Source organism: Ihubacter massiliensis (genome assembly GCF_024125305.1).
GTDB lineage: Bacteria > Bacillota > Clostridia > Peptostreptococcales > Anaerovoracaceae > Hominibacterium > Hominibacterium faecale.
In genome coordinates, this window is the sequence record NZ_JAMXVH010000001.1 from 3687780 (window position 1) to 3706974 (window position 19195).

Sequence of the window (19195 nt, forward strand, 5' to 3'; positions counted from 1 at the left end):
ATTATTCAGTTTTGAAGGTACAATACTTTCAGATGAAAAGAAAATCCGGTGACTATAGCGAGGAGGTCACACCTGTTCCCATCTCGAACACAGAAGTTAAGCTCCTTAGCGCTGATGATACTTGGCGGGCGACTGCCTGGGAAAGTAGGACGTTGCCGGTTTTTTTAGGCCCTATGGTCAAGCGGTCAAGACACCGCCCTTTCACGGCGGTAACCCGGGTTCGATTCCCGGTAGGGTCACCAAAGATAATCCACGTTAAAAGTATAGGCTGCTTTTAATCGTGGATTTTTATTATATGAAAGATATTTTAGTGCTATATGCGAGGGATCAGGAAACTATGAATAACAGTAAGGGTAAGATTCGGTTTGTTTTAGAGTTACTAATTGTATGTGTATTATCATTACTCTTCATAATGATCGGCAATCGAATTTGCGGCTATATACCAGGGGGCGCTGGAGAAACGGATGTCGAAAGCGCAAAGGTCATTAAACTAGTAGATATTCGAGAAGAGATAATTGAAGGCCTTCAAAATACCGTAATTGTCTTTCAAGCAGAAATGCTTACAGGAGACGAAAAGGGACAAGCCCTCGAAATGGAACAAATCATCAATGATGTAACGATTGATAAACCCAATCCGGTAGAAGTAAAGGATCGAATACTTGTCTCCAATACAGATCTCATGGGTAATGCAACAGAAGATGCCCAGTGGTACTATTTACAGCAGGATAGAATTCCCGGGATGCTGTGTCTTGCAGCCATATTTTTGATATTGTTGTTGATTATCGGGAAATTAAAAGGGCTGACAACGATTATTTCTTTAGCCTTTACGGGAGCGGCAGTATTCTGTGTATATATTCCAGCGATCCTATCCGGGAAAGATGTCTATTTGACTACTATTATTATTACTATTTACATTATTTTTTCCAGTTTGATTCTTCTCAATGGATTTAATAAAAAAACGCTGTGTGCAATCGTTGGCAATATTGGCGGGATATTAGCGACCGGAGTCCTGGCTTTCGTTGTAAATTATGCTTTAAAAATCACAGGGATGGTCAATGAGGATTATGTCTTTTTAGCTGCAATTGGAGACGATTCTTCTATAGATCTTCGTGCCATCGTTTGGAGTGGAATTATGATTGGCTCCTTAGGAGCGATTATGGACGTTTCAATGTCCATTGCCTCGGCCATGCAGGAATTAGCTGTTGAAATGAAAGACCGCACCTTTAAAAGAATGGTTTCTTCCGGAATGAATATTGGAAGGGATGCAATCGGGACAATGACTATTACCTTGATCCTGGCCTATGCAGGCAGTTCGATCGCCTCTATTCTACTCTTTACTTTGAATAATCGTAACCTGCTGATTCTCATGAACTTTGAAATGATTGTGGTAGAAGTGATACAGGCTATTGTGGGAAGCCTGGGAATTCTTTTAGCGGTCCCAATTACCGTATTATTTGCCGGAGCAACCTTTAATAAGAACAAGAAGGCCCCTGGACAGTTTGACTAAAAATTGATTGTTTCGTTTTTACTTTCCATTTGAAAAGTACTTGCAAAATGAAACTTGGTATAGTATAATCTAATCTGTTGATTCGCATTTGAATGTTTATACGCGCCTGTGGTGGAATTGGCAGACACGCTAGATTTAGGTTCTAGTGGGCGACCGTGGGGGTTCAAGTCCCTCCAGGCGCACCACAATCTATCCGAAAAGGGCTGGAAACACATTGAAATCGGGAAGATTTCAATGTGTTTTGTTTTTTGCGGAGCTAAAAAAGAGGGTTATACTCTCTCAATGACATCCAATAGGAAGCGGGCGCCGACCCAATTGACTGCCCCTTGACAAAGTGTAGGCAAGAAAACTCAGCCCAGCTCGGCCGTGACTTTCGCAATTCCTTTGCCGAATACGTAATACGCGCTGTAATACCACGGGGCGGTCCCAAAAGGATGCTCAGAAATACACAGGTGTTGTTTTGATTTCTCCACATCATCTGTGATTTTTAGAAGTATGGTCTTCTCCGCGGGTAAAGGCTCCGATCTCCCCAAGGCCGTAGACTTCAATATATAGATTACCGTGCGCATAACAAGTTGGCAGCACTCTCGCGCGCAGACAGATTCGATCATGAGTGTCCTGCTGGAACGGACTGTCTTGAAGCGACGTGTCCAAGCCGGAAGAAAGGAATTCTTTACTTGTTTTTGTGCTTTTCGTTTATTGCTTTCATTGTTTCGTATATAATAAAAGAAAAGATAAAGAAGAATGTGATTTGATAATAAGTTGTGTTCTTTTTTATTTTACCTTCGTACATCTCATTGATCAGCCCAAAATAGGATGAAGGTTCATTAGAAAAAGCGTTCAAAACGAAAAAACTGTACCTAGGTACCATATGAATAATTTTTTAACAAATGTATAATATTCATAATTAATATCGCTATGAACGTAGCCGTGTACTTGATTTATATGGATTAATTATTGAAGAATCAAAGGAGCTATTATGAATAGTCATTTAACTTCTAAAGACTGGAAACGCATTAACGATATTATTCTGGAGATGAATTACGAAAGTGATATTTTGAAAGCGCTCAATTTATTTCTAGTTGGGATCGATAAGATGGTGCCATATGAAAAGGCGACAGTCTATTTTTACACGCTAACAAGGAATAAAGTGAATGTCGACACCCGAATCAGCCAGGGGTTTGACAAAAGAGATCTTGAAACATACGATGAATACTATTGTAAAATTGATGATATCGTTGAAAAAATGCTTCCTACCAAACTGACTACGGTTAGGAGCAGCGATATTTTCAACCTTAAAGAACGGAAGCAAACCGAATACTATAACGATTATATTCGGCCGGTGCGAACACATTTTTCCCTGGATTCAAATTTTAGGTGGAATAAAACGGTAAAGGAGACAAGTTTTGGTTCCCTTGACCTTTTCAGAACGGAAAAGGAGCGGGATTTTACGGATAAGGAAGTTGAAATCTGTAAAATTCTGCAGCCGCACCTTGAAACAAAGGCTTCCCAGTATGTATTTTCATTTGTTGATTCGCTGGAAGATATTCTAAGTAAATTTTCCTTTACAAAAACGGAAAATGAAATCGCGCGCTTAATATTACGTGGATATACAAATGAACAAATATCCAGAGAAAAATTTATCACTGTATCAACTGTAAAAAAGCATGTGACCAATATTCTGGAAAAATCCAAGTCCATTTCCAGGATTGAGTTTATATGCAAAATAAATTTTGATGGAAAGGATATATTATGAAATACGAAAAAGATGTTATGAATGTCGCGGTTGTGGACTTTAAAGTATATGCAGGACAAAAGGAACGCAACCTTAAAAGAATGAATGAATACTCGATCGCTGCCGCAAAGCGCGGTGCCGACCTTGTTCTGTTTCCGGAACTGAGCTTGAGCGGATATGATTATTTTATTGATGATAACATCAGCCTGGAAGAAAAGAGAGCCATGGCTGAAACGATACAGGGACCATCTTGTTCCTATATGGCCGAAACGGCGAAGAAATATGGCATATATATTGTGTTCGGTTTGGCAGAAAAAATGGAAGGCGATGAAGATAAAATATACAATTCCGCTGTGGCAATTGGGCCTGCGGGCGTGATCGGTTCCTATCAAAAAATCCACCCTTTTGATTTGGAAAATAAGTTTTTTAGCAAAGGGGAAACGCCCTTTATGTTTGATACGGAGTGGGGCCCCATTTCCATCGGGATCTGTTATGATACATATCAATTTCCAGAACTGATGCGGTATTATGTTGCAAAGGGTTCCAGGCTTTATTTAAATCCCACAGCGGTAGTAGAAGAAATTTCAAAGCAAGGCAGCAGACAAGCATTTATTGATTATTATGCTCCCACACTGGAATACGGCGTATTGTGCAATACGATTTTTATTGCCAGCGCAAACTTGACCGGCTTTGATGATATCAGCTACTTTGGCGGGGGAAGTGCAATATTAGGTCCCAAATTAACACCATTTTTTGAGACCAATGTGTACTATTATGCTGGGAGCAAAGAAAACACACAAGAAGGAATCAGCCTTACAACTATCGATCTTTCATTGGCCAGAAGACGGCTGATGGATTGTTCAGGAGCTGCTGGAGAGCCGGATTACAGACCGGATTTATATAAACAGTTTATTTAATTATTACTATTTTAAAGGAGGAAACACAATGGATTCTCAATTACAAAATGCTCCAACATTTAAGCGGAGCCTGAAGCTCTACCATTTGACCATCTTGGGCGTGGCTTATATGACACCAATGATCGTCTATGGTATGTACGGTGTTATTGCGGTCACTTCACATGGGCAGGCGGCAGGTGCCTTTGCGATCGGCGTTGTAGCTATGTTTTTTACCGCGTACAGTTATTGCCACATGGTAAAAGCATTTCCGATCGCAGGCTCTTCTTACACCTTTACCCGTCAGGGACTCAATCCAAAGCTGGGATTTATGACCGGATGGATGATCCTTCTGGATTATCTCTTTATCCCTATGGCGATCTGGCTGATTGGCTCTTCATACTTTGAAGCGGCGATTCCTGCAGTGCCTCGTTGGGCGTGGGTTTTGATTTTCATATTTGTTACATCGGCTCTTAACATTATTGGCATGAAAATTGGGGCTAATGTAAATATTTTTATGGTATTAATCCAAATTATGATTATTTTGGCATTTATCATTTTTTCCGTTAAAGCAGTCATGGCCGGTATGGGTGAGGGAAGATTCACACTAACTCCCTTCTTCAATCCGGACGTTCCGTTTGACTTTGTTGTTGCCGGCGCGGCGATATCGTGTTATTGCTATTTAGGGTTTGACGCGATCACGACGTTTGTTGAGGAAGCGGTAGAGCCGGAAAAAAATATCCCGAGGGCTATTATGCTGACTCTGTTAATCTGCGGGCTCGCATTTGCTGGCGCATCCTTTTTCACAACGCTGGCGCATCCGTCCTATGATTTTGCAAATGTCGATAATGCATCCTATGAAGTGGCGAAAATAATTGCACCTCCAATTTTTGCCTCAATTCTATTGATCGGTGTAATTATCGCGCAGTTTGCCTCCGGCGTATCTGCCCAAGCGAGCGGAGCAAGATTATTGTACGCAATGGGCCGCGATGGCGTGTTGCCGAAAAAAATCTTCGGGGTGTTAAATGGAAAATTCAATACTCCGGTAAGAAGTATCATCGTCACCGGCATCATCGCTTTGCTGGCTACGACGCTTGATGTGGCCACCTCTACTTCATTTATCAACTTTGGCGGCTTTATCGCATATATCTTTGTTAATCTGTCTGTAATTTTCCATTACTTTGTCAGAAAAAAAGCGAGAGGGATTGGCTCTGTGATAAAATATCTGATTTGCCCGGCTTTGGGAGCGCTCTTTGTATTCTACTTACTGATCCATCTGGATAAGTCCGCCATTATTTTGGGATGCAGCTGGGCTGTCGTTGGATTTATTATTCTCCTTTACCTGACGAATATGTTTAAGAAAGAACCGCCTGAAATGACGATCGACGAATAAATAAGTAATCAAAAGCAAACACCTGATTTACATGAGTGAATCAGGTGTTTTTTGATGAAATTAATTTGGCTTAGGCTGTAAATAAACACTTAGCTAAACAATTTTATCTTGACAGAAGATGAATTGTTGTATATAGTAAAACTAACGAACGGTCGATAGATAAAATAACCCATCGATTTGGCAAACAAACTTTGAGATATTTGCCGATTTAGACTTGTTTAGCAGAGGAGGAAATAATATGAATAAGTGTAGTTTTTTGGAAACAGCAATGCAATGCGGAGTCAGCCATTCTTTTTTAAAAAGTGATTATGTATCATTTGACAATGCCAGCTTCTCGCTGGAGCAGGCCGATTACGCAGTGATCGGCGCTCCATTTGAACAATGCTGTGTTTACCGGCCGGGAAGTGGATTTGGGCCCCAATCGATTCGTATCGCATCAGAGCAGTTTTCAACCTATAATATTGAACTGGATGTGGAGATTACCGACCACTTGAAGTTGGTTGATGCAGGCGATGTTGCAGTGATTCCCGGCAATCGGGATAAAAGTTTGGAACGCATTGAGGAAGCGGTGGAACGTATTTATCGGCATGGGACCATTCCTATTTTGCTGGGAGGGGATCATTCTGTTACTCTACCGGCGGTTAAGGGGATTTTAAAGAATTTTAACGGAAAACTGGGAGTGATTCATTTTGATACGCACCTGGATACGGGGGATGAATATGCGGGCGAGAAAATCAGCAACTGCACACAGATGCTTCGGATTTCGGAATTCGATCAAGTGGATGGATCAAATATCGTACAGATTGGAATTCGTGGATGTTTAAACCCTAAGGAAGAGTATGAGTTAGCTAAAAAAGCTGGGATTCATACAATTCTCATCAACGAAGTTTTGAAGCGTGGAATGGATTCTGTTGTAGAAGAAGCAATTCGACTGGCGTCAGAAGGAACGGATGCTATTTATTTAACGGTTGACATCGATGTCTTGGATCCTATTTATGCGCCAGGAACTTGTGCGCCAAGTCCGGGAGGACTGTCAATCCGCGAATTAATCGATGCAGTAAGGAAAATCGGAAAAGAAAAAGTAGTCGGATTTGACTTGGTAGAGGTGGCCCCTCAGTATGATTTGGGCGGTGTAACACAACGCTGTGCGGTAAGCACGATTCTAGAATTCTTATCCGCTTGCGCTATTGAAAAATAACCTTTTGAATATTACGTTTATGAACAACGCTGTTTCCAAATTATTTATTGGAAACAGCGTTGTTTATCGATCTTGTTTCATCATCTGCCAAGCAGTATCCCAAATGATCGTAATACGCTTTTGAAATTGTTCCGGTGAGTAGTAATGGTACTCCAAAGCAACGCCGTCCATAAGACAAAAATAGTAGTCAATCAGAGATTCAATAGCAATCGGTAGGATCTCTTTCCGCTCGATACCCTGCTTCAAAATCGATGCTATGATTTCCGATACATCTGCTTCATATTCCATGAACGTTTCCTGCATGGCGCTCTTTAAGGCCGGAGGCTTAAACTGACAGAAGCGATCGAAGAAATACATTTCCATTTCAAATTTTGCATTTCGTTCGCCATAGTATTTTAGAAATGCAAATAATTGATCCTCAACCGGCAATTCTTTCACAGCTTCATAGAGCTGTTGCATTCGCATAAGATCAGAATCGATAACGCTGTTATAAATACTCATAAACAACTCTTCTTTGTTTTTAAAGTGAAAATAAATAGTAGAGGCACGGATACCGACCTTTTCTGCAATATTTCGAATGGAGGCCCCTTCATAATCGTATAAGGCAAACTCTCTTAGTGCACACTCTTTAATGCGCTGCGCTGTATCGCTGGTATTTTTTTGTTCCGTATTAATCAGAGCTGTTTTTCCCATTGTAAATTCCTCCAGTATAAATAATACTAACATATTTAGCCTGATGATACAATTGCCGTTTAAAAGGAGATAATATGACTAATTAATTTCTTGATTGACAAGGGTCAGGTTCTTGTGTACAATATAAACATACCGATCGTTCGTTAGGTTAATTATCGTTTTGCTATTCTCCAAGGAGAGAAAGGGAAAAAATGAGTTTTTTTAACTTTATCGGATATGATCAGGACGGCAGTATTCAAGAACTGAATACCAATCTTGAAAAAAATCAACTTTCTACATGGCATATCATTTTGGCTTCTATGGGCTGGAACGCGCCTGCCTGGGTAGCAGCATCCTCCATACCACTGCTGTATGCTGCAGCAGGACATGCGGGCCCTCTAGTTTTACTCGTAACCTTTCTTTGTTCCACGTTGATCATTATGTTTTGCATGGTATACCTTGTCAGACAGGCGCCCTCTGCAGCTGGAGTTTTTACCTTTACAGAAAAATTTGTGAATCACGATATAGCTACAGTAATCGGTACAAGCTATGTGATTTGCGCTATGATTATTTTGGGAATGACTACGAATGTGGCAGGCACTTATATAAAAGCGCTATTTCCTTTCATTAAGGGGGAATACTCAGGGCAGATCGTAGGAACCTTCTTTATTTTGATTTTATTGACAATTGCATTACAGGGTGTCGCGCTCAATGCCAAACTATCTGCGGTTTTCCTGGCAGTTGAAGTTACGATTGTAGTCGGACTGGGTATCTGCGGAATTGTGAATCCGCGTATTGAAGGAATTTCTCTAGCGGAATGCTATTCAATTGAGGAAGTAGGCGGCATCGGCGGTTTGGTCAGCGGTGTACTAATTGGAATCTTTATCATCTGCGGATATGACACCACGATTAATTTCATTGAAGAAGCGAAAAAACCAGTACGTTCTGTACAGAGGTCATTGATGATTATTGTTTTTGTCATTTTCGCTATTTACACCATTGCTACAATTGGATGGCAGCGAGCTGTACCATTGGAAGTTTTGACTCAATTTGAAAATGGAGACGGCGGACCAATCGCCTCGGTTGCAGCAGCGTATTTGCCGGCCTCCATGCAATGGATCGCCATTTTTGTTGTCATTACTTCCACCTATGCCGGATCAAGTAGCTTTGATGTCTGGAGCCAGAGCAGCGTATCGTATGGGAGAAGAAGGCTGCCTACCGCCTGTTTTCCGATTGCTGAACAAGCATAAAACCCCGTGGTTCTCGACAGTACTGATTGCAGGCGTAGGGCTGTTGTTTATTTGGATCAAGCCCATGTCAGAACTGGACTGGTATCTGAATATTATTTCCATCGGGTTGATCCTATCATTCTCAGCAACATTGATTGCGTTCATCTTTGCAGTATTTAAACAGAAAAAACGGGCGCATGCTATTGCTGCTTCTCTTCTTCCAGCCTTTGCGGTATGCTTCATGGTCTATGCTGCGTATGCATCAGGCGCGGGAGCATGGAAATCAGGACTTGTGATTGTATTGATCGGTATAGCATTCATTGTTTGTGGAAAGACGATCGGCAAAAAATATATATGAGAATTTGGTTGCATTAATATGGAAAGGTTTGATATATTCGGCTGCGCAGCCGACTGCGCCAGAACGCGGAAGGTTTTCTGATATGGAGAACAACACCGAACAATCCTGACAGCTGGGATATAGCTGGCGGCGTCTGGGGAGATAATTGCGATTTTATGTTTGGTTATGATTCCTGTAAACTGGATACAGGCCTAAGGACGGCAGCCAGTCTTGTGCTGTCAAGGCAGAAGTAAAGTAGCTTATATATTAAGGCTAATACTCATGCACCAATTTTGCTGTTTTCAAAATTGGTGCAATTTTAATACTTTCGATGGTTAAAGATTATGCTTTATTCCGATCAAATATGGGATAAAGTGAGCTTTTCTTTTTCCCGGAAGTCTGTCTTATTTTATCATGCTCTCAACATATTCATCCACGACTCCGCGAGCCAGTTTGGGCTTGTCGGTTATAATACCCATGGCCCCCATTTTTAAATAAGACTCCATAGACTGCTTTTTATCCACCGTCCAGACATATACCGGAAGATATGCACGATTGCATTCAGCAATAAAGCTATTGGTAGCCATGCTCTCCTCAATGATGAGAAAATCTACATTAAGCTGACGCAGCGAGTTGAGCCTTGCTTGCCCCAGATTACCATATACACAGTATCCTACGGTATATTCGGGGTAATGCGTCTTCAAATCTTCTACAAGGCCGTACTCAAGAGACATGATCTCGCAGTTTTTTTGGAAATGGTTTTGTTCGACGACTTGCGTGACGGCTTTGACAATATTTTTCTTCTCATGGCCGTGGAGCTTCAATTCAATCAGCAGGTCAATTTTCCCCCGGGAATAATCGATGACCTCATCCAATGTAGAAATCTTTCCAGCCTTATCATTCTGTTTCAAATTAATTTTTTTCAATTCACGAGCCGTCAGATCATATACGTTGACGTTTTCTCCGGAAAGCCGTTTTAAGTTATCATCATGGATGACCATGGGGATCCCGTCTTTGGAAAGAAGAATGTCAATTTCCGCATAATCTGCTTTTGTATCGATTGCGCCTTGAATAGCTTCCACGGTATTTTCGACTCCATATTCACTGCCTCGATGACCGACCACCACCTGGTCGTAGGAATTGGGCTGGCTGTAAAGAATTCCAAATACCCCGAGAAATGCTAATATGCAGATTATAGTCCAAATGGGTTTTTTGTGATTTTGATAAAAGGGCCGTCTTTGAACCCAGCCGGCAATCGCCGAAGCGATCGTTTTCAAGGCATTGTAAATCTTTGACGCCGCCCCCTGCGTCTTTCTCAGCCTGCGATCGATCGTCGGCATGGCTTCTTCGTTGAGGCTGACCCTGCCGCGGCATTGGAGATACAGAGCCACCAGAAACGATAGCAGCAGTAAAATCAGACAGATTTGTAGGCATTCTGTTAATAAAAGCTGTAGTAAACTTTTCCAAGAAAAAAAGAAATTTCCTAATATTTCTACAATCCCTGTATCCGAGATACCGGCATAATAAGTCGGAAGAACGCCTGGATAAAGGAATAGGACACACCAAACTACGAAGATGATAATTAAGGGTATGGCATTTCGCAGCTTCATCGATAGCAGCAGAGCTAAGCTGCTTCGGCAGGCCCGGCCGAATTTGCGGCGGCGCAGGACCATGGAGGGCAGCACGAAAATCAGGCAGAAGAACAGCAGATACATAAGAACATAAAAGAACACCATCAGAATACTGCCGAAGGTAGATTTGTACAGCTCACCGCTGATAAAATTGGGAATATCCCCGTCGGGACGAATAGACGGCGCGATCCCCATCCCCACGAGAGGAAGCAGGCCAAGGGCATATAGGATGAATCCAATGGTGCCAAAGCTTTTGAGACTCCTGAAGGTGGTCAAAGCCATTTTTGCCGCATTTACCAGCGTTATCGGCGTACCGGAATATCGGTAGTAAATCATGATAATTATGACCGAAAATTCATAAAATGCAAGGAACGCTCCCAGAATGCATAATAAGATAGTAGCGATGATTCCTGCCGCATTGGTGAAGAAGCCTGCGATATCTCCATTAAAAACCACCTCGTGGCCGCTGATATGGAGGGCCTGCTGCATAATCAGCGATAATAACGGGCGGAATATCAGGGTACAAATCAGTTTATAGATAATTTCAAAAAATAGAAGCGCCGGCAGCACGCGTATGAAGGTCAAGGCTGCTGTTCCAATCATATTTAAAGTTGGTGATTTAACGTGTTTCATAAAATTACCCCAATCGTTTCTTTCCATTATAGGCTCTGTAACAGAAGAATTCAAGACCGTTATCAAAGAGGTATTAGATCCCCCCTTTCGGGAATACTGAAAGCAGGAGGAGTGAATGAGAAACGGCGGGTACAAATGGTTTCGCATTTTTTTATATGGCCTGTTTTGTGTTGGAGTCACAGCTGTATTGGCAGTAAGTCTGCCTCAGATGCTGCTTCACTTTTATGATGCGGGGTACCAAGATCGCTGCGGTGAGAAGGTGTCCTTATCTAAAATTTTGGAAAAAAACCGACTAAGCAGCAATGACTACCAAATCATCTTTGAACAAACTGGACTGGGGCGGCAGGCGGTAGAATCCCTAAGAGATCGGCAGGGTTATCAAAAAGATGAGATTCAAGCTTTTCAGACGGCAATTTTTTCAAAAATAAAGATAGAATGCAGAGCTACGAGCCCAATTACCAGACAGGATCGATGCTGCTCAGCAGAGGTGAAAAAACTGCCGATTGCGCCGATTGAAGATGGTGACATCCTGATTTCTTTTTCTTCTCACACCTTTGGGTGGAGGCATGGGCACGCAGGGATCGTGGTGGACGCGCAAGAGGGGCTTTGTCTGGAAGCGCTTACGCTGGGCAGCGAGTCAGAGCTAAAGGATCTGGATCATTGGCGGGAATATTCCAATTTTGCTGTTTTACGGTTGAAGAACACCGATGCACAGGAACGGAAAGTCATTGCCCAATATGCAAGGGATTGTTTAAACGGTGTCCCTTACAGCTTGTTGAGCGGCCTACATGGAAAAAAAGAGGCTGTTTCTAACTGCTGCGGTCAAGCCCAGTGCGCCTATCTAATCTGGTATGCATTTGCTCATTTTGGATATGACTTGGATAGCGACGGAGGCCGGATTGTTACTGTAGCTGACCTTGCAGCCAGTTCTTTGCTGGACGTTGTTCAGAGTTTTCATATCAGTCCTGAAGCTTTCTATAGATTCGAAGACGATAAACGGTTAAAATCAGTCAAAATACGTGAATGAGTTTGAGAGAAATTGATTGACTTTGGAAGAGATTGTGTTATAATAAAAGCGCTAGGAGGCAAAGCGATGTTGCAGGATGAACGGCATGAAAAAATTTTAAACGAGCTGAAGATCAAACACGCTGTTAAAGTAACCAGCCTGGCCAAGGAACTGGGAATCAGCGAATCCACAATAAGGCGTGATATCAACGAATTACATCAGATGGGAAGGCTGAAGCGAGTATTTGGCGGAGCAGTCTCCGTATCCGCAGATATGGCTTCAAGAGAAACCGATGTTGCTGCCAGATCCCAAATCAACATAGAGGAAAAAGAGCGGATTGCCAGATACGCGGCAACGATGATCAACGACAATGACTTTGTTTTTATTGATGCAGGGACAACAACAGAAAGGATGATCGGGTATCTGGAAAAGAAAAACGTTACATATGTTACCAACGGCATTGTTCATGCGAAAAAACTAATTCAAAAGGGGTTTAATGCATATATCATAGGAGGTCTGCTGCGGCCCTCTACGGAAGCTGCTATTGGTACGGCCGCCATCGCTTCAATGAGCAGATACAACTTTACCAAGTGCTTTATGGGAACCAACGGCATTGATATAGAAAGGGGATTTTCAACGCCGGACATTGGAGAAGCAGCCGTAAAGACCGAAGCGATGAAGCAATCCTATGAATCGTTTGTTCTAGCCGATCATGCGAAATTCGGATTGATCTCTTCTGTCACGTTTGCCGGCCTGGAAGATGCCTGCATTCTTACCGATTGGACACCGGATGCCAGGTATCGCCAGTTTACGATTATCAAGGAGATCGAGCGCTTATGATTTACACAGTTACCTTCAGTCCAGCCATAGATTATATAATTCATATGGATGCACTGACGCAGGGAGAAATCAATCGATCGAAACGGGAAACGTGCCATTTCGGCGGCAAAGGTATCAATGTATCCGTTATGCTGGAACGTTTGGGCGTTAGAAATACGGCGATGGGTTTCATCAGCGGCTTTACGGGGAGGGCGCTGGAAGAAAGCCTTTGGAAGGCAGGAATAGATACAGATTTTGTTTATCTGGATGAAGGCATTACCAGAATCAATATTAAGATTAAAACTGATCAGGAAACAGAGATAAATACGCAGGGAGCCTCCATTTCCCATGAAAAGCTGAAAGAACTGTTTCTTAAACTGGACGCACTGAAAGAGGGAGACATACTGATTGTTTCCGGCAGTGCTCCCAGCACAATTCCTGAGGGCAGCTATGAAACTATGCTGGACAGGCTGGAAGGAAAAGGAATCCGCTTAGTAATCGATACAACAGGGCCGCTTTTAAAAAAATTGCTGAAATACCGTCCCTTTCTCGTTAAGCCTAACAAAAAAGAGCTGGAAGAGCTGGAAGGAAGCAAGATTAGGAGCGATCAAGCATTGGAAGACAGGGCCGGTGCACTGCAAAAACAGGGTGCGCGGAATGTCCTAGTTTCACTAGGGGCAGAGGGTGCATATTTACTCAGCGAAGATACAAGAGCTTATAGAATGCAGTCTCACAGCGTGAGTGTTGTAAATACGGTGGGTGCCGGAGATTCTATGGTAGCGGGTTTCTTGGCAGGTTACTTGAAAACCGGCGATTACCCATTTGCGCTGCGCCTTGGTCTTGCGGCAGGTTCTGCAACAGCTTGCAGTGAAGGATTGGCCAGCCTGGAAAAAATTAAGCGTTTTATGAATCCATTTGATCGATTGGATTTAGGGAGATGATTTACCACGTCAAAAAGGAGACGGAGGCGAGAAAGGTTTTAAAGCCTGAAGTCGCAATTTCGTAAAACTTTCATATAATAAATGATGTAATTCAAGGAGGATGAGCACAATGACAAAGATTGCAATTAATGGGTTTGGGAGAATCGGAAGATTGGCGTTTAGAAAGGTTTTTGACAATCAAGACTTTGAGGTGGTAGCCATTAATGATTTGACAAAACCGGATATGCTGGCTTATTTATTAAAGTATGACAGCGTGCAGGGCGCTTACAGAGGCCATACTGTGGAGCATGATGAGGAATCTCTGATCGTAGACGGAAAGCGGATCAAAATCTATAAAGAGTCTGATCCTAAAAACCTTCCCTGGGGGAAACTGGACATTGATATTGTATTGGAATGCACAGGCTTCTTTACTTCTAAGGCAAAATCGCAGGCACATCTAGAGGCAGGAGCTAAAAGAGTGCTGATCTCCGCGCCGGCCGGTAACGATTTGCCGACGATTGTATATGGTGTAAATCATGAAAAGCTGACAAAGGATGACCATATCGTATCAGGCGCATCCTGTACAACCAATTGTTTAGCACCGATGGCAAAAGTCCTCAATGAATATCGAGAACTGAGAACCGGGTTTATGACCACGATCCATGCTTATACCGGAGACCAGATGATTCTGGACGGCCCTCACAAAAAGGGTGATTTCAGACGTGCAAGAGCCGGGGCTATAAACATTGTTCCCAACAGCACCGGTGCAGCGAAAGCAATCGGCCTGGTCATTCCGGAGCTGGCGGGCAAACTGATTGGATCCGCCCAGAGAGTACCAGTACCCTCTGGTTCAATCACCATTCTTGATGCAACCCTGAAAGATGAAACAGAAAGTGTCAGTGTGGAAGGAATCAACGAGGCGATGAAGGCGGCTGCCAACGAATCCTTTGGGTATTCTGAGGAAGAATTGGTGTCCAGCGATGTAATTGGCATGAGCTATGGCTCTTTATTCGATGCTACACAGACATTGGCGGAGCGGTGCGGCACTAAAATTTACGAAGTCCGTATTGTCGCCTGGTATGATAATGAAATGAGCTATGTTTCCCAACTATTGAGAACCTTGGGCCATATGGCAAGCTTGCTGTAACCTATTGACCATTTTCCGCGTCCCATCTCGGCCTAAATTTGGGTTCCAACTCCAGGTTTTAGCTTAGGGCATTCATATGCGCATCTGGCCTAGCGATGCTCCGAAAATCAATACGCAATAAAATCAAATGGCAGCGAAGGCGATTCAGCACAGTGCTGTCAGATAAAATTAAACGAATAAGGGTGAGGGCTTTCGGTTTACAAAGATAGAACGGAGGCCCTAGCTCTTTTTTGTGGTGTTTAAGATGAGGATTTTGATTTGTCGACTCGACGATTGCTTGTGAATGTGGTACACTTTTAAAAGGAGAAACTCATGATAGATAAAGAATTCCGGTTGAAAAATTATAGAGTGCAGAGACAGGCCCTGCTCAACGCCGGATATCGGGAATACGTGGGAACGATATCTATTTTAAAGGCCAATTTGTGGGCCTTGGCGACTGCCGGTCCATTCGCGATTCTGGCGGCAGTGATCTATATAATAAAATGGGGAGCATTATCCATCCAGCTGAATCTTTGGAATGTGGTGCTTTTCTTACTGCTGTTTCTGATATCGATTCCCGTACATGAAGGGTTGCATGGTCTGACCTGGGGAATTTGTTGCCGGAATCATTTTAAAAGCATACGATTCGGGATTATGAAAGATTCGGGTACTCCGTATTGTCACTGTATGGAGCCCCTGCATTTCGGCAGCTACATAGCGGGAGGACTAATGCCGTTCTTCCTTTTAGGGATCATTTTGTTTTTGATCAGCTTGTTGTTGCATTGTTTCTTATTGCTGCTGTTAAGTATGATTAATATTTTGTGCGCGGGCGGCGACACCACGATCGCGTTAATGCTTTTTCGCTATCGGGATGCAGAGATTCTGGATCATCCTACAGATTGCGGATTTGTAGCATTTCGCAAGGAGAAAGGAAGGGAAAGATAGTGAGTAAAAAAAATATTTGGGCCATGTATTTCAGCCCAACAGGTACAACAGAAAAGATTGTTCGCTGCGTTGCGGATGTTTTAGCGGACAGCGGGCAGACACAAGTCTTTGATTTTACGCTGCCGCAGGCCAGGACAGAGGGAAAATCGTTTACTCAGGATGATGCGGTAGTCTTCGGCGTTCCAGTATATGCAGGAAGAGTGCCTAATGTGCTCCTGAAATATTTAGACACAGTGCAGGGATGCGGTGCGCTGGCGGTTCCCATTGTTTTATATGGAAATCGAAATTACGATGATGCTTTAATTGAGCTGCGGAATATTTTGGAGAAAAACGGTTTTCGAACAGTGGCGGCAGCCGCCTTCATTGGAGAGCATTCCTTTTCCAAAATATTAGCGGCGGGACGACCCGATGAAGCTGATATGAAACTTGCCCGGGATTTTGCATCCAAGATCGTTCTTGAGGATCGGGGCATGATCCAAGTAACAGGAGAAGACCCTATTCGAGGATATTACCAGCCGCGGGACCGGAAGGGGGTATTCATCGATATTCGTAAAGTAAAGCCTCTTACCGCAGACTCTTGCGACAATTGCAAACTTTGTGCGCATGTGTGTCCGATGGGTTCAATTTCTATGGAAAATGTAAGGGAATTTACTGGAATTTGTATAAAGTGCGGAGCATGCATTAAAAAGTGCCCTCAGGGTGCTAAGTATTATGAAGACGAGGGTTATCTATATCATAAGCGCGAACTTGAAGAAGGATATACTCGCCGGGCCGAGCCAGATTTGTTTTTGTAAGATAAAGGCAGGCTGGCAGACTGCAGTCCCTTTTTTGTGTTTTCTTTATACGAACAGCTCATAGATACCAAGGATTACGATGAGAATGCCGGAAATTAGCTCTGAGTAGGCGCCTAATCGATTATTGGTGAACGTAAGCCCTATTTTCACACCAATAATTAGCAGAACCATGCTAAAAATAAGGGTACATAAGGATGTGAGAATAATTGGAAGCCCGGCAATATTGGCCCCAATACCAAAGCCCATGTTGTTGATCATTAGCACCAAGGCAAGGCCAAGACTTTGCCGAGTACTCATCGAAATTCTGTACCCGCTGCCTTGGACAGAAGCTTGCCCCTGTGCTTTATCATCGGCATTATCATTTGGGCCAGAGACGGATTCTGTTCCTGTTCTTTGATTAGAGGATGCCTTATGCTTTTTTCGAAAAAAGCCGGCGACGAGCCATAATCCCATGATAATGAGAATGCTGCAGCCGATCAGTGCTGCAGTCTCTTTTTTTAAAAACAGGGTGATTATTGTACCAAGGGACATAGAAATGAACGTACCGGCACTGGTGATCAGCGCGATTAATAGGTTGCGGGCAAAGTTGATCCTGATTCCGCGGATTCCGTAGGCGATCCCGAGGGGAATATTGTCCATGTTGGCAGATATGGCGAACAGGACGGCTGAAATAACATGCATAAATGACCTCCGTTTTTTGACACTACGTTATATATATGAATCAATGACAGAAGAAGGTTCGAGGAAATATGGAAAATATGTTTGAACAAGTCTATAAAATTGTAGCAGAGATTCCGACCGGCAAAGTAACGACCTATGGGCGGATTGCCAAAATGCTGGGCAATCCCCGGCTGTCAAGAGCAGTCGGATACGCGCTTTCTGTCAGTCCGAGCAATCTGCCCTGTCATAGAGTGGTCGACAGGAATGGGAAATTGGCAGATGCCTTTTTTCATGACGGAATCAATGAGCAGCAATTGCTTCTTGAGGAAGAAGGCGTGCCTTTTACTGAGCAGGGATTGGTGGATTTGGAGGCTTGCATCTGGGATAGTAGTAGGCTGGTATGAGAATAGAAGACAAACATTCTGCGCACAATAACATGCAAGGAGTGTGAAAAAAATGAATGAGAAAAATTATAATGCCGAACTATTGAATTTCATATATCAAAATTCACAGATGGGTGTGGACACCATTACGCAGCTTTTGGAAATCGCGCAGGACGGAGATTTTAAAGATCATTTGCATGCCCAGCTGAAAGAATATCGGCAGATTCACGATAAGGCGGCGCAAATGCTGGAAGCAAACGGGTTTACGGAAGAGGGCCTGACTGCTTTTGAGAAAATCCGTACCTATTTAATGATTAACTTCCAAACCTTATCCGATGATTCCACTTCTCATATTGCGGAAATGCTGATGGTGGGGAGCAATATGGGGGTGATCGATGCTATTAAAAATATCAGAAAATATAAGGATGTGGCAGAAGCAGATATTTTGGAGCTGATGGAACATCTGAAAAAATTTGAAGAAAATAATGTAGAGCGCTTTAAACCATATTTATAAATAAAATCGCGTTTTCTGTCCCTTTGGGCGGGCCTCGTTTGTTCTAATGAAAAAAGCAAACTTCGTACAACGCGACGTTTGCTTAAAAGAGGGTGCTTTTAAGTTGTTATTCGCCTTACTAATAGCGAGGGTTTGCTGCTATGGTCAAGGCCGGTCCCACCCGGCAGCAGCAATCATCCTGCTGAGTCGTTATCAGCGCAGAATGACTAGACTGCAGCTTTTTTCAGAGCCTCTTTATCGACTTTCTGTTCTTGTAGAAATTTGGACCAGTCAATTGCTGCGCCCAGATCCGTTTCCAGAATTTCGAAATTGCGCTGGGCCTGATGATGAAGCTCTGCGGTCTTTTGTCTGGAAAAATCGTTGAGCTCGTTCATGGAAACTTCCAGACCAGCAAGTCTCGATTCCAGGCTGGAAATTCTTTCGCCCATGGAAGATTCCAGGCTGGAAATTCTTTCGCCCATGGAAGATTCCAGGCTGGAAATTCTTTCGCCCATGGAAGATTCCAGGTTGGAGATTCTTTCGTCCATGGAAGATTCCAGATTGGAGATTCTTTCGTCCATGGAAGATTCCAGATTGGAGATTCTATTGTCCATGGAAGATTCCAGGTTGGAGATTCTCGTATCCATTGCTTCAACTTTGTTTTCCAGTAAAGTCGCTCTCTCCAACAGATTGGCAAAGCCTCTTTCCAGATTGGTGACCCGAACCTTTACTTCCTTCACCTCGTCATAGATCATCACTAGCAGTTCTTTGATTTCACGAATGTTTTGCTCCATAATAAAGTCCTTTCCCCATTGTCCCTG

At 43.1% G+C, this 19195-nt stretch carries 17 protein-coding genes, 2 tRNA genes, 1 rRNA gene and 1 pseudogene; 17 read left to right on the plus strand and 4 right to left on the minus strand.

Annotated features, from left to right (window positions below; genetic code table 11):
- Nucleotides 1-44: 44 nt before the first annotated feature.
- The 8 genes from rrf to speB all read left to right on the plus strand — a co-directional run bounded on the left by rrf (nt 45) and on the right by speB (nt 6726).
- Nucleotides 45-161 (plus strand): 5S ribosomal RNA (gene rrf, locus NIA71_RS16865).
- Between the two features lie 6 nt (nt 162-167).
- Nucleotides 168-242, plus strand: a tRNA-Glu gene (locus NIA71_RS16870).
- Nucleotides 243-295: 53 nt separating this feature from the next.
- Nucleotides 296-1507 (plus strand): YibE/F family protein, encoded by a 1212-nt coding sequence (locus tag NIA71_RS16875; RefSeq protein WP_253021026.1) that lies wholly within the window; start codon nt 296-298, stop codon nt 1505-1507.
- A gap of 102 nt (nt 1508-1609) precedes the next feature.
- Nucleotides 1610-1692, plus strand: a tRNA-Leu gene (locus NIA71_RS16880).
- A 794-nt stretch (nt 1693-2486) separates the two neighbouring features.
- Nucleotides 2487-3263, plus strand: a complete 777-nt coding sequence (locus NIA71_RS16885) for a helix-turn-helix domain-containing protein (RefSeq protein ID WP_148395362.1) — start codon at nt 2487-2489, stop codon at nt 3261-3263.
- The gene (locus NIA71_RS16890) at nt 3260-4159 is read left to right on the plus strand and encodes a carbon-nitrogen hydrolase family protein (protein ID WP_148395363.1); all 900 of its coding nucleotides are present in this window, start codon (nt 3260-3262) and stop codon (nt 4157-4159) included. The genes NIA71_RS16885 and NIA71_RS16890 overlap by 4 nt, the downstream gene beginning before the upstream one ends.
- A gap of 28 nt (nt 4160-4187) precedes the next feature.
- Nucleotides 4188-5528, plus strand: a complete 1341-nt coding sequence (locus NIA71_RS16895) for an APC family permease (RefSeq protein ID WP_148395364.1) — start codon at nt 4188-4190, stop codon at nt 5526-5528.
- Between the two features lie 238 nt (nt 5529-5766).
- Entirely contained in the window at nt 5767-6726 is a 960-nt protein-coding gene (gene speB / locus NIA71_RS16900) for an agmatinase (RefSeq protein ID WP_148395365.1), read from the plus strand.
- A gap of 63 nt (nt 6727-6789) precedes the next feature.
- On the opposite strand, the gene NIA71_RS16905 is transcribed toward speB, so the two are convergent.
- Complete coding sequence (locus NIA71_RS16905) at nt 6790-7419, minus strand: TetR/AcrR family transcriptional regulator (protein ID WP_253021027.1); 630 nt, start codon at nt 7417-7419, stop codon at nt 6790-6792.
- A 299-nt stretch (nt 7420-7718) separates the two neighbouring features.
- Between NIA71_RS16905 and NIA71_RS16910 the strand changes: the two are divergent.
- A pseudogene (locus NIA71_RS16910) lies at nt 7719-8985 on the plus strand (APC family permease).
- 383 nt (nt 8986-9368) lie between these two features.
- On the opposite strand, the gene NIA71_RS16915 reads toward NIA71_RS16910, so the two are convergent.
- Nucleotides 9369-11228 carry a glycerophosphodiester phosphodiesterase gene (locus tag NIA71_RS16915; RefSeq protein WP_253021028.1) on the minus strand — a complete coding sequence of 620 codons (1860 nt, stop codon included), beginning with the start codon at nt 11226-11228 and terminating at the stop codon, nt 9369-9371.
- Nucleotides 11229-11343: 115 nt separating this feature from the next.
- Between NIA71_RS16915 and NIA71_RS16920 the strand changes: the two genes are divergently transcribed.
- The 6 genes from NIA71_RS16920 to NIA71_RS16945 all read left to right on the plus strand — a co-directional run bounded on the left by NIA71_RS16920 (nt 11344) and on the right by NIA71_RS16945 (nt 16838).
- On the plus strand, nt 11344-12255 hold the full coding sequence (locus NIA71_RS16920) for a hypothetical protein (RefSeq protein ID WP_253021029.1): 912 nt from the start codon (nt 11344-11346) through the stop codon (nt 12253-12255).
- 66 nt (nt 12256-12321) lie between these two features.
- The gene (locus tag NIA71_RS16925; protein ID WP_148395370.1) at nt 12322-13074 is read left to right on the plus strand and encodes a DeoR/GlpR family DNA-binding transcription regulator; all 753 of its coding nucleotides are present in this window, start codon (nt 12322-12324) and stop codon (nt 13072-13074) included.
- Nucleotides 13071-13994 (plus strand): 1-phosphofructokinase, encoded by a 924-nt coding sequence (pfkB, locus tag NIA71_RS16930; protein ID WP_148395371.1) that lies wholly within the window; start codon nt 13071-13073, stop codon nt 13992-13994. The genes NIA71_RS16925 and pfkB overlap by 4 nt, the downstream gene beginning before the upstream one ends.
- A gap of 109 nt (nt 13995-14103) precedes the next feature.
- Nucleotides 14104-15120, plus strand: a complete 1017-nt coding sequence (gene gap, locus NIA71_RS16935) for a type I glyceraldehyde-3-phosphate dehydrogenase (RefSeq protein WP_148395372.1) — start codon at nt 14104-14106, stop codon at nt 15118-15120.
- Nucleotides 15121-15432: 312 nt separating this feature from the next.
- Nucleotides 15433-16044, plus strand: coding sequence for a DUF3267 domain-containing protein (locus tag NIA71_RS16940; RefSeq protein ID WP_148395373.1), 612 nt, complete (start codon nt 15433-15435; stop codon nt 16042-16044).
- Nucleotides 16045-16067: 23 nt separating this feature from the next.
- Nucleotides 16068-16838: an EFR1 family ferrodoxin gene (locus NIA71_RS16945; protein WP_253021328.1), complete on the plus strand. Its 771-nt coding sequence runs from the start codon at nt 16068-16070 to the stop codon at nt 16836-16838.
- A gap of 45 nt (nt 16839-16883) precedes the next feature.
- Here the strand turns inward: NIA71_RS16945 and NIA71_RS16950 are convergent, their stop codons facing one another.
- Nucleotides 16884-17519, minus strand: a complete 636-nt coding sequence (locus NIA71_RS16950) for a sporulation membrane protein YtaF (protein ID WP_148395375.1) — start codon at nt 17517-17519, stop codon at nt 16884-16886.
- A 68-nt stretch (nt 17520-17587) separates the two neighbouring features.
- Between NIA71_RS16950 and NIA71_RS16955 the strand changes: the two genes are divergently transcribed.
- Together NIA71_RS16955 and NIA71_RS16960 are read left to right on the plus strand one after the other, a co-directional pair.
- Nucleotides 17588-17902: an MGMT family protein gene (locus tag NIA71_RS16955; RefSeq protein WP_253021030.1), complete on the plus strand. Its 315-nt coding sequence runs from the start codon at nt 17588-17590 to the stop codon at nt 17900-17902.
- 52 nt (nt 17903-17954) lie between these two features.
- Nucleotides 17955-18395 (plus strand): hypothetical protein, encoded by a 441-nt coding sequence (locus NIA71_RS16960; protein ID WP_253021031.1) that lies wholly within the window; start codon nt 17955-17957, stop codon nt 18393-18395.
- Nucleotides 18396-18601: 206 nt separating this feature from the next.
- Here the strand turns inward: NIA71_RS16960 and NIA71_RS16965 are convergent, their stop codons facing one another.
- The gene (locus NIA71_RS16965) at nt 18602-19168 is read right to left on the minus strand and encodes a hypothetical protein (RefSeq protein WP_253021032.1); all 567 of its coding nucleotides are present in this window, start codon (nt 19166-19168) and stop codon (nt 18602-18604) included.
- Nucleotides 19169-19195 lie beyond the last annotated feature (27 nt).

Coding starts and splice junctions, on each gene's coding strand:
- NIA71_RS16895 (WP_148395364.1), top strand. CDS start 4,188: ATGGATTCTCAATTACAAAATGCTCCAACATTTAAGCGGAGCCTGAAG.
- NIA71_RS16885 (WP_148395362.1), top strand. CDS start 2,487: ATGAATAGTCATTTAACTTCTAAAGACTGGAAACGCATTAACGATATT.
- gap (WP_148395372.1), top strand. CDS start 14,104: ATGACAAAGATTGCAATTAATGGGTTTGGGAGAATCGGAAGATTGGCG.
- NIA71_RS16875 (WP_253021026.1), top strand. CDS start 296: ATGAAAGATATTTTAGTGCTATATGCGAGGGATCAGGAAACTATGAAT.
- NIA71_RS16940 (WP_148395373.1), top strand. CDS start 15,433: ATGATAGATAAAGAATTCCGGTTGAAAAATTATAGAGTGCAGAGACAG.
- speB (WP_148395365.1), top strand. CDS start 5,767: ATGAATAAGTGTAGTTTTTTGGAAACAGCAATGCAATGCGGAGTCAGC.
- NIA71_RS16905 (WP_253021027.1), bottom strand. CDS start 7,419: ATGGGAAAAACAGCTCTGATTAATACGGAACAAAAAAATACCAGCGAT.
- NIA71_RS16890 (WP_148395363.1), top strand. CDS start 3,260: ATGAAATACGAAAAAGATGTTATGAATGTCGCGGTTGTGGACTTTAAA.
- NIA71_RS16950 (WP_148395375.1), bottom strand. CDS start 17,519: ATGCATGTTATTTCAGCCGTCCTGTTCGCCATATCTGCCAACATGGAC.
- NIA71_RS16945 (WP_253021328.1), top strand. CDS start 16,068: ATGTATTTCAGCCCAACAGGTACAACAGAAAAGATTGTTCGCTGCGTT.
- NIA71_RS16960 (WP_253021031.1), top strand. CDS start 17,955: ATGAATGAGAAAAATTATAATGCCGAACTATTGAATTTCATATATCAA.
- NIA71_RS16925 (WP_148395370.1), top strand. CDS start 12,322: ATGTTGCAGGATGAACGGCATGAAAAAATTTTAAACGAGCTGAAGATC.
- NIA71_RS16955 (WP_253021030.1), top strand. CDS start 17,588: ATGGAAAATATGTTTGAACAAGTCTATAAAATTGTAGCAGAGATTCCG.
- NIA71_RS16965 (WP_253021032.1), bottom strand. CDS start 19,168: ATGGAGCAAAACATTCGTGAAATCAAAGAACTGCTAGTGATGATCTAT.
- pfkB (WP_148395371.1), top strand. CDS start 13,071: ATGATTTACACAGTTACCTTCAGTCCAGCCATAGATTATATAATTCAT.
- NIA71_RS16915 (WP_253021028.1), bottom strand. CDS start 11,228: ATGAAACACGTTAAATCACCAACTTTAAATATGATTGGAACAGCAGCC.
- NIA71_RS16920 (WP_253021029.1), top strand. CDS start 11,344: ATGAGAAACGGCGGGTACAAATGGTTTCGCATTTTTTTATATGGCCTG.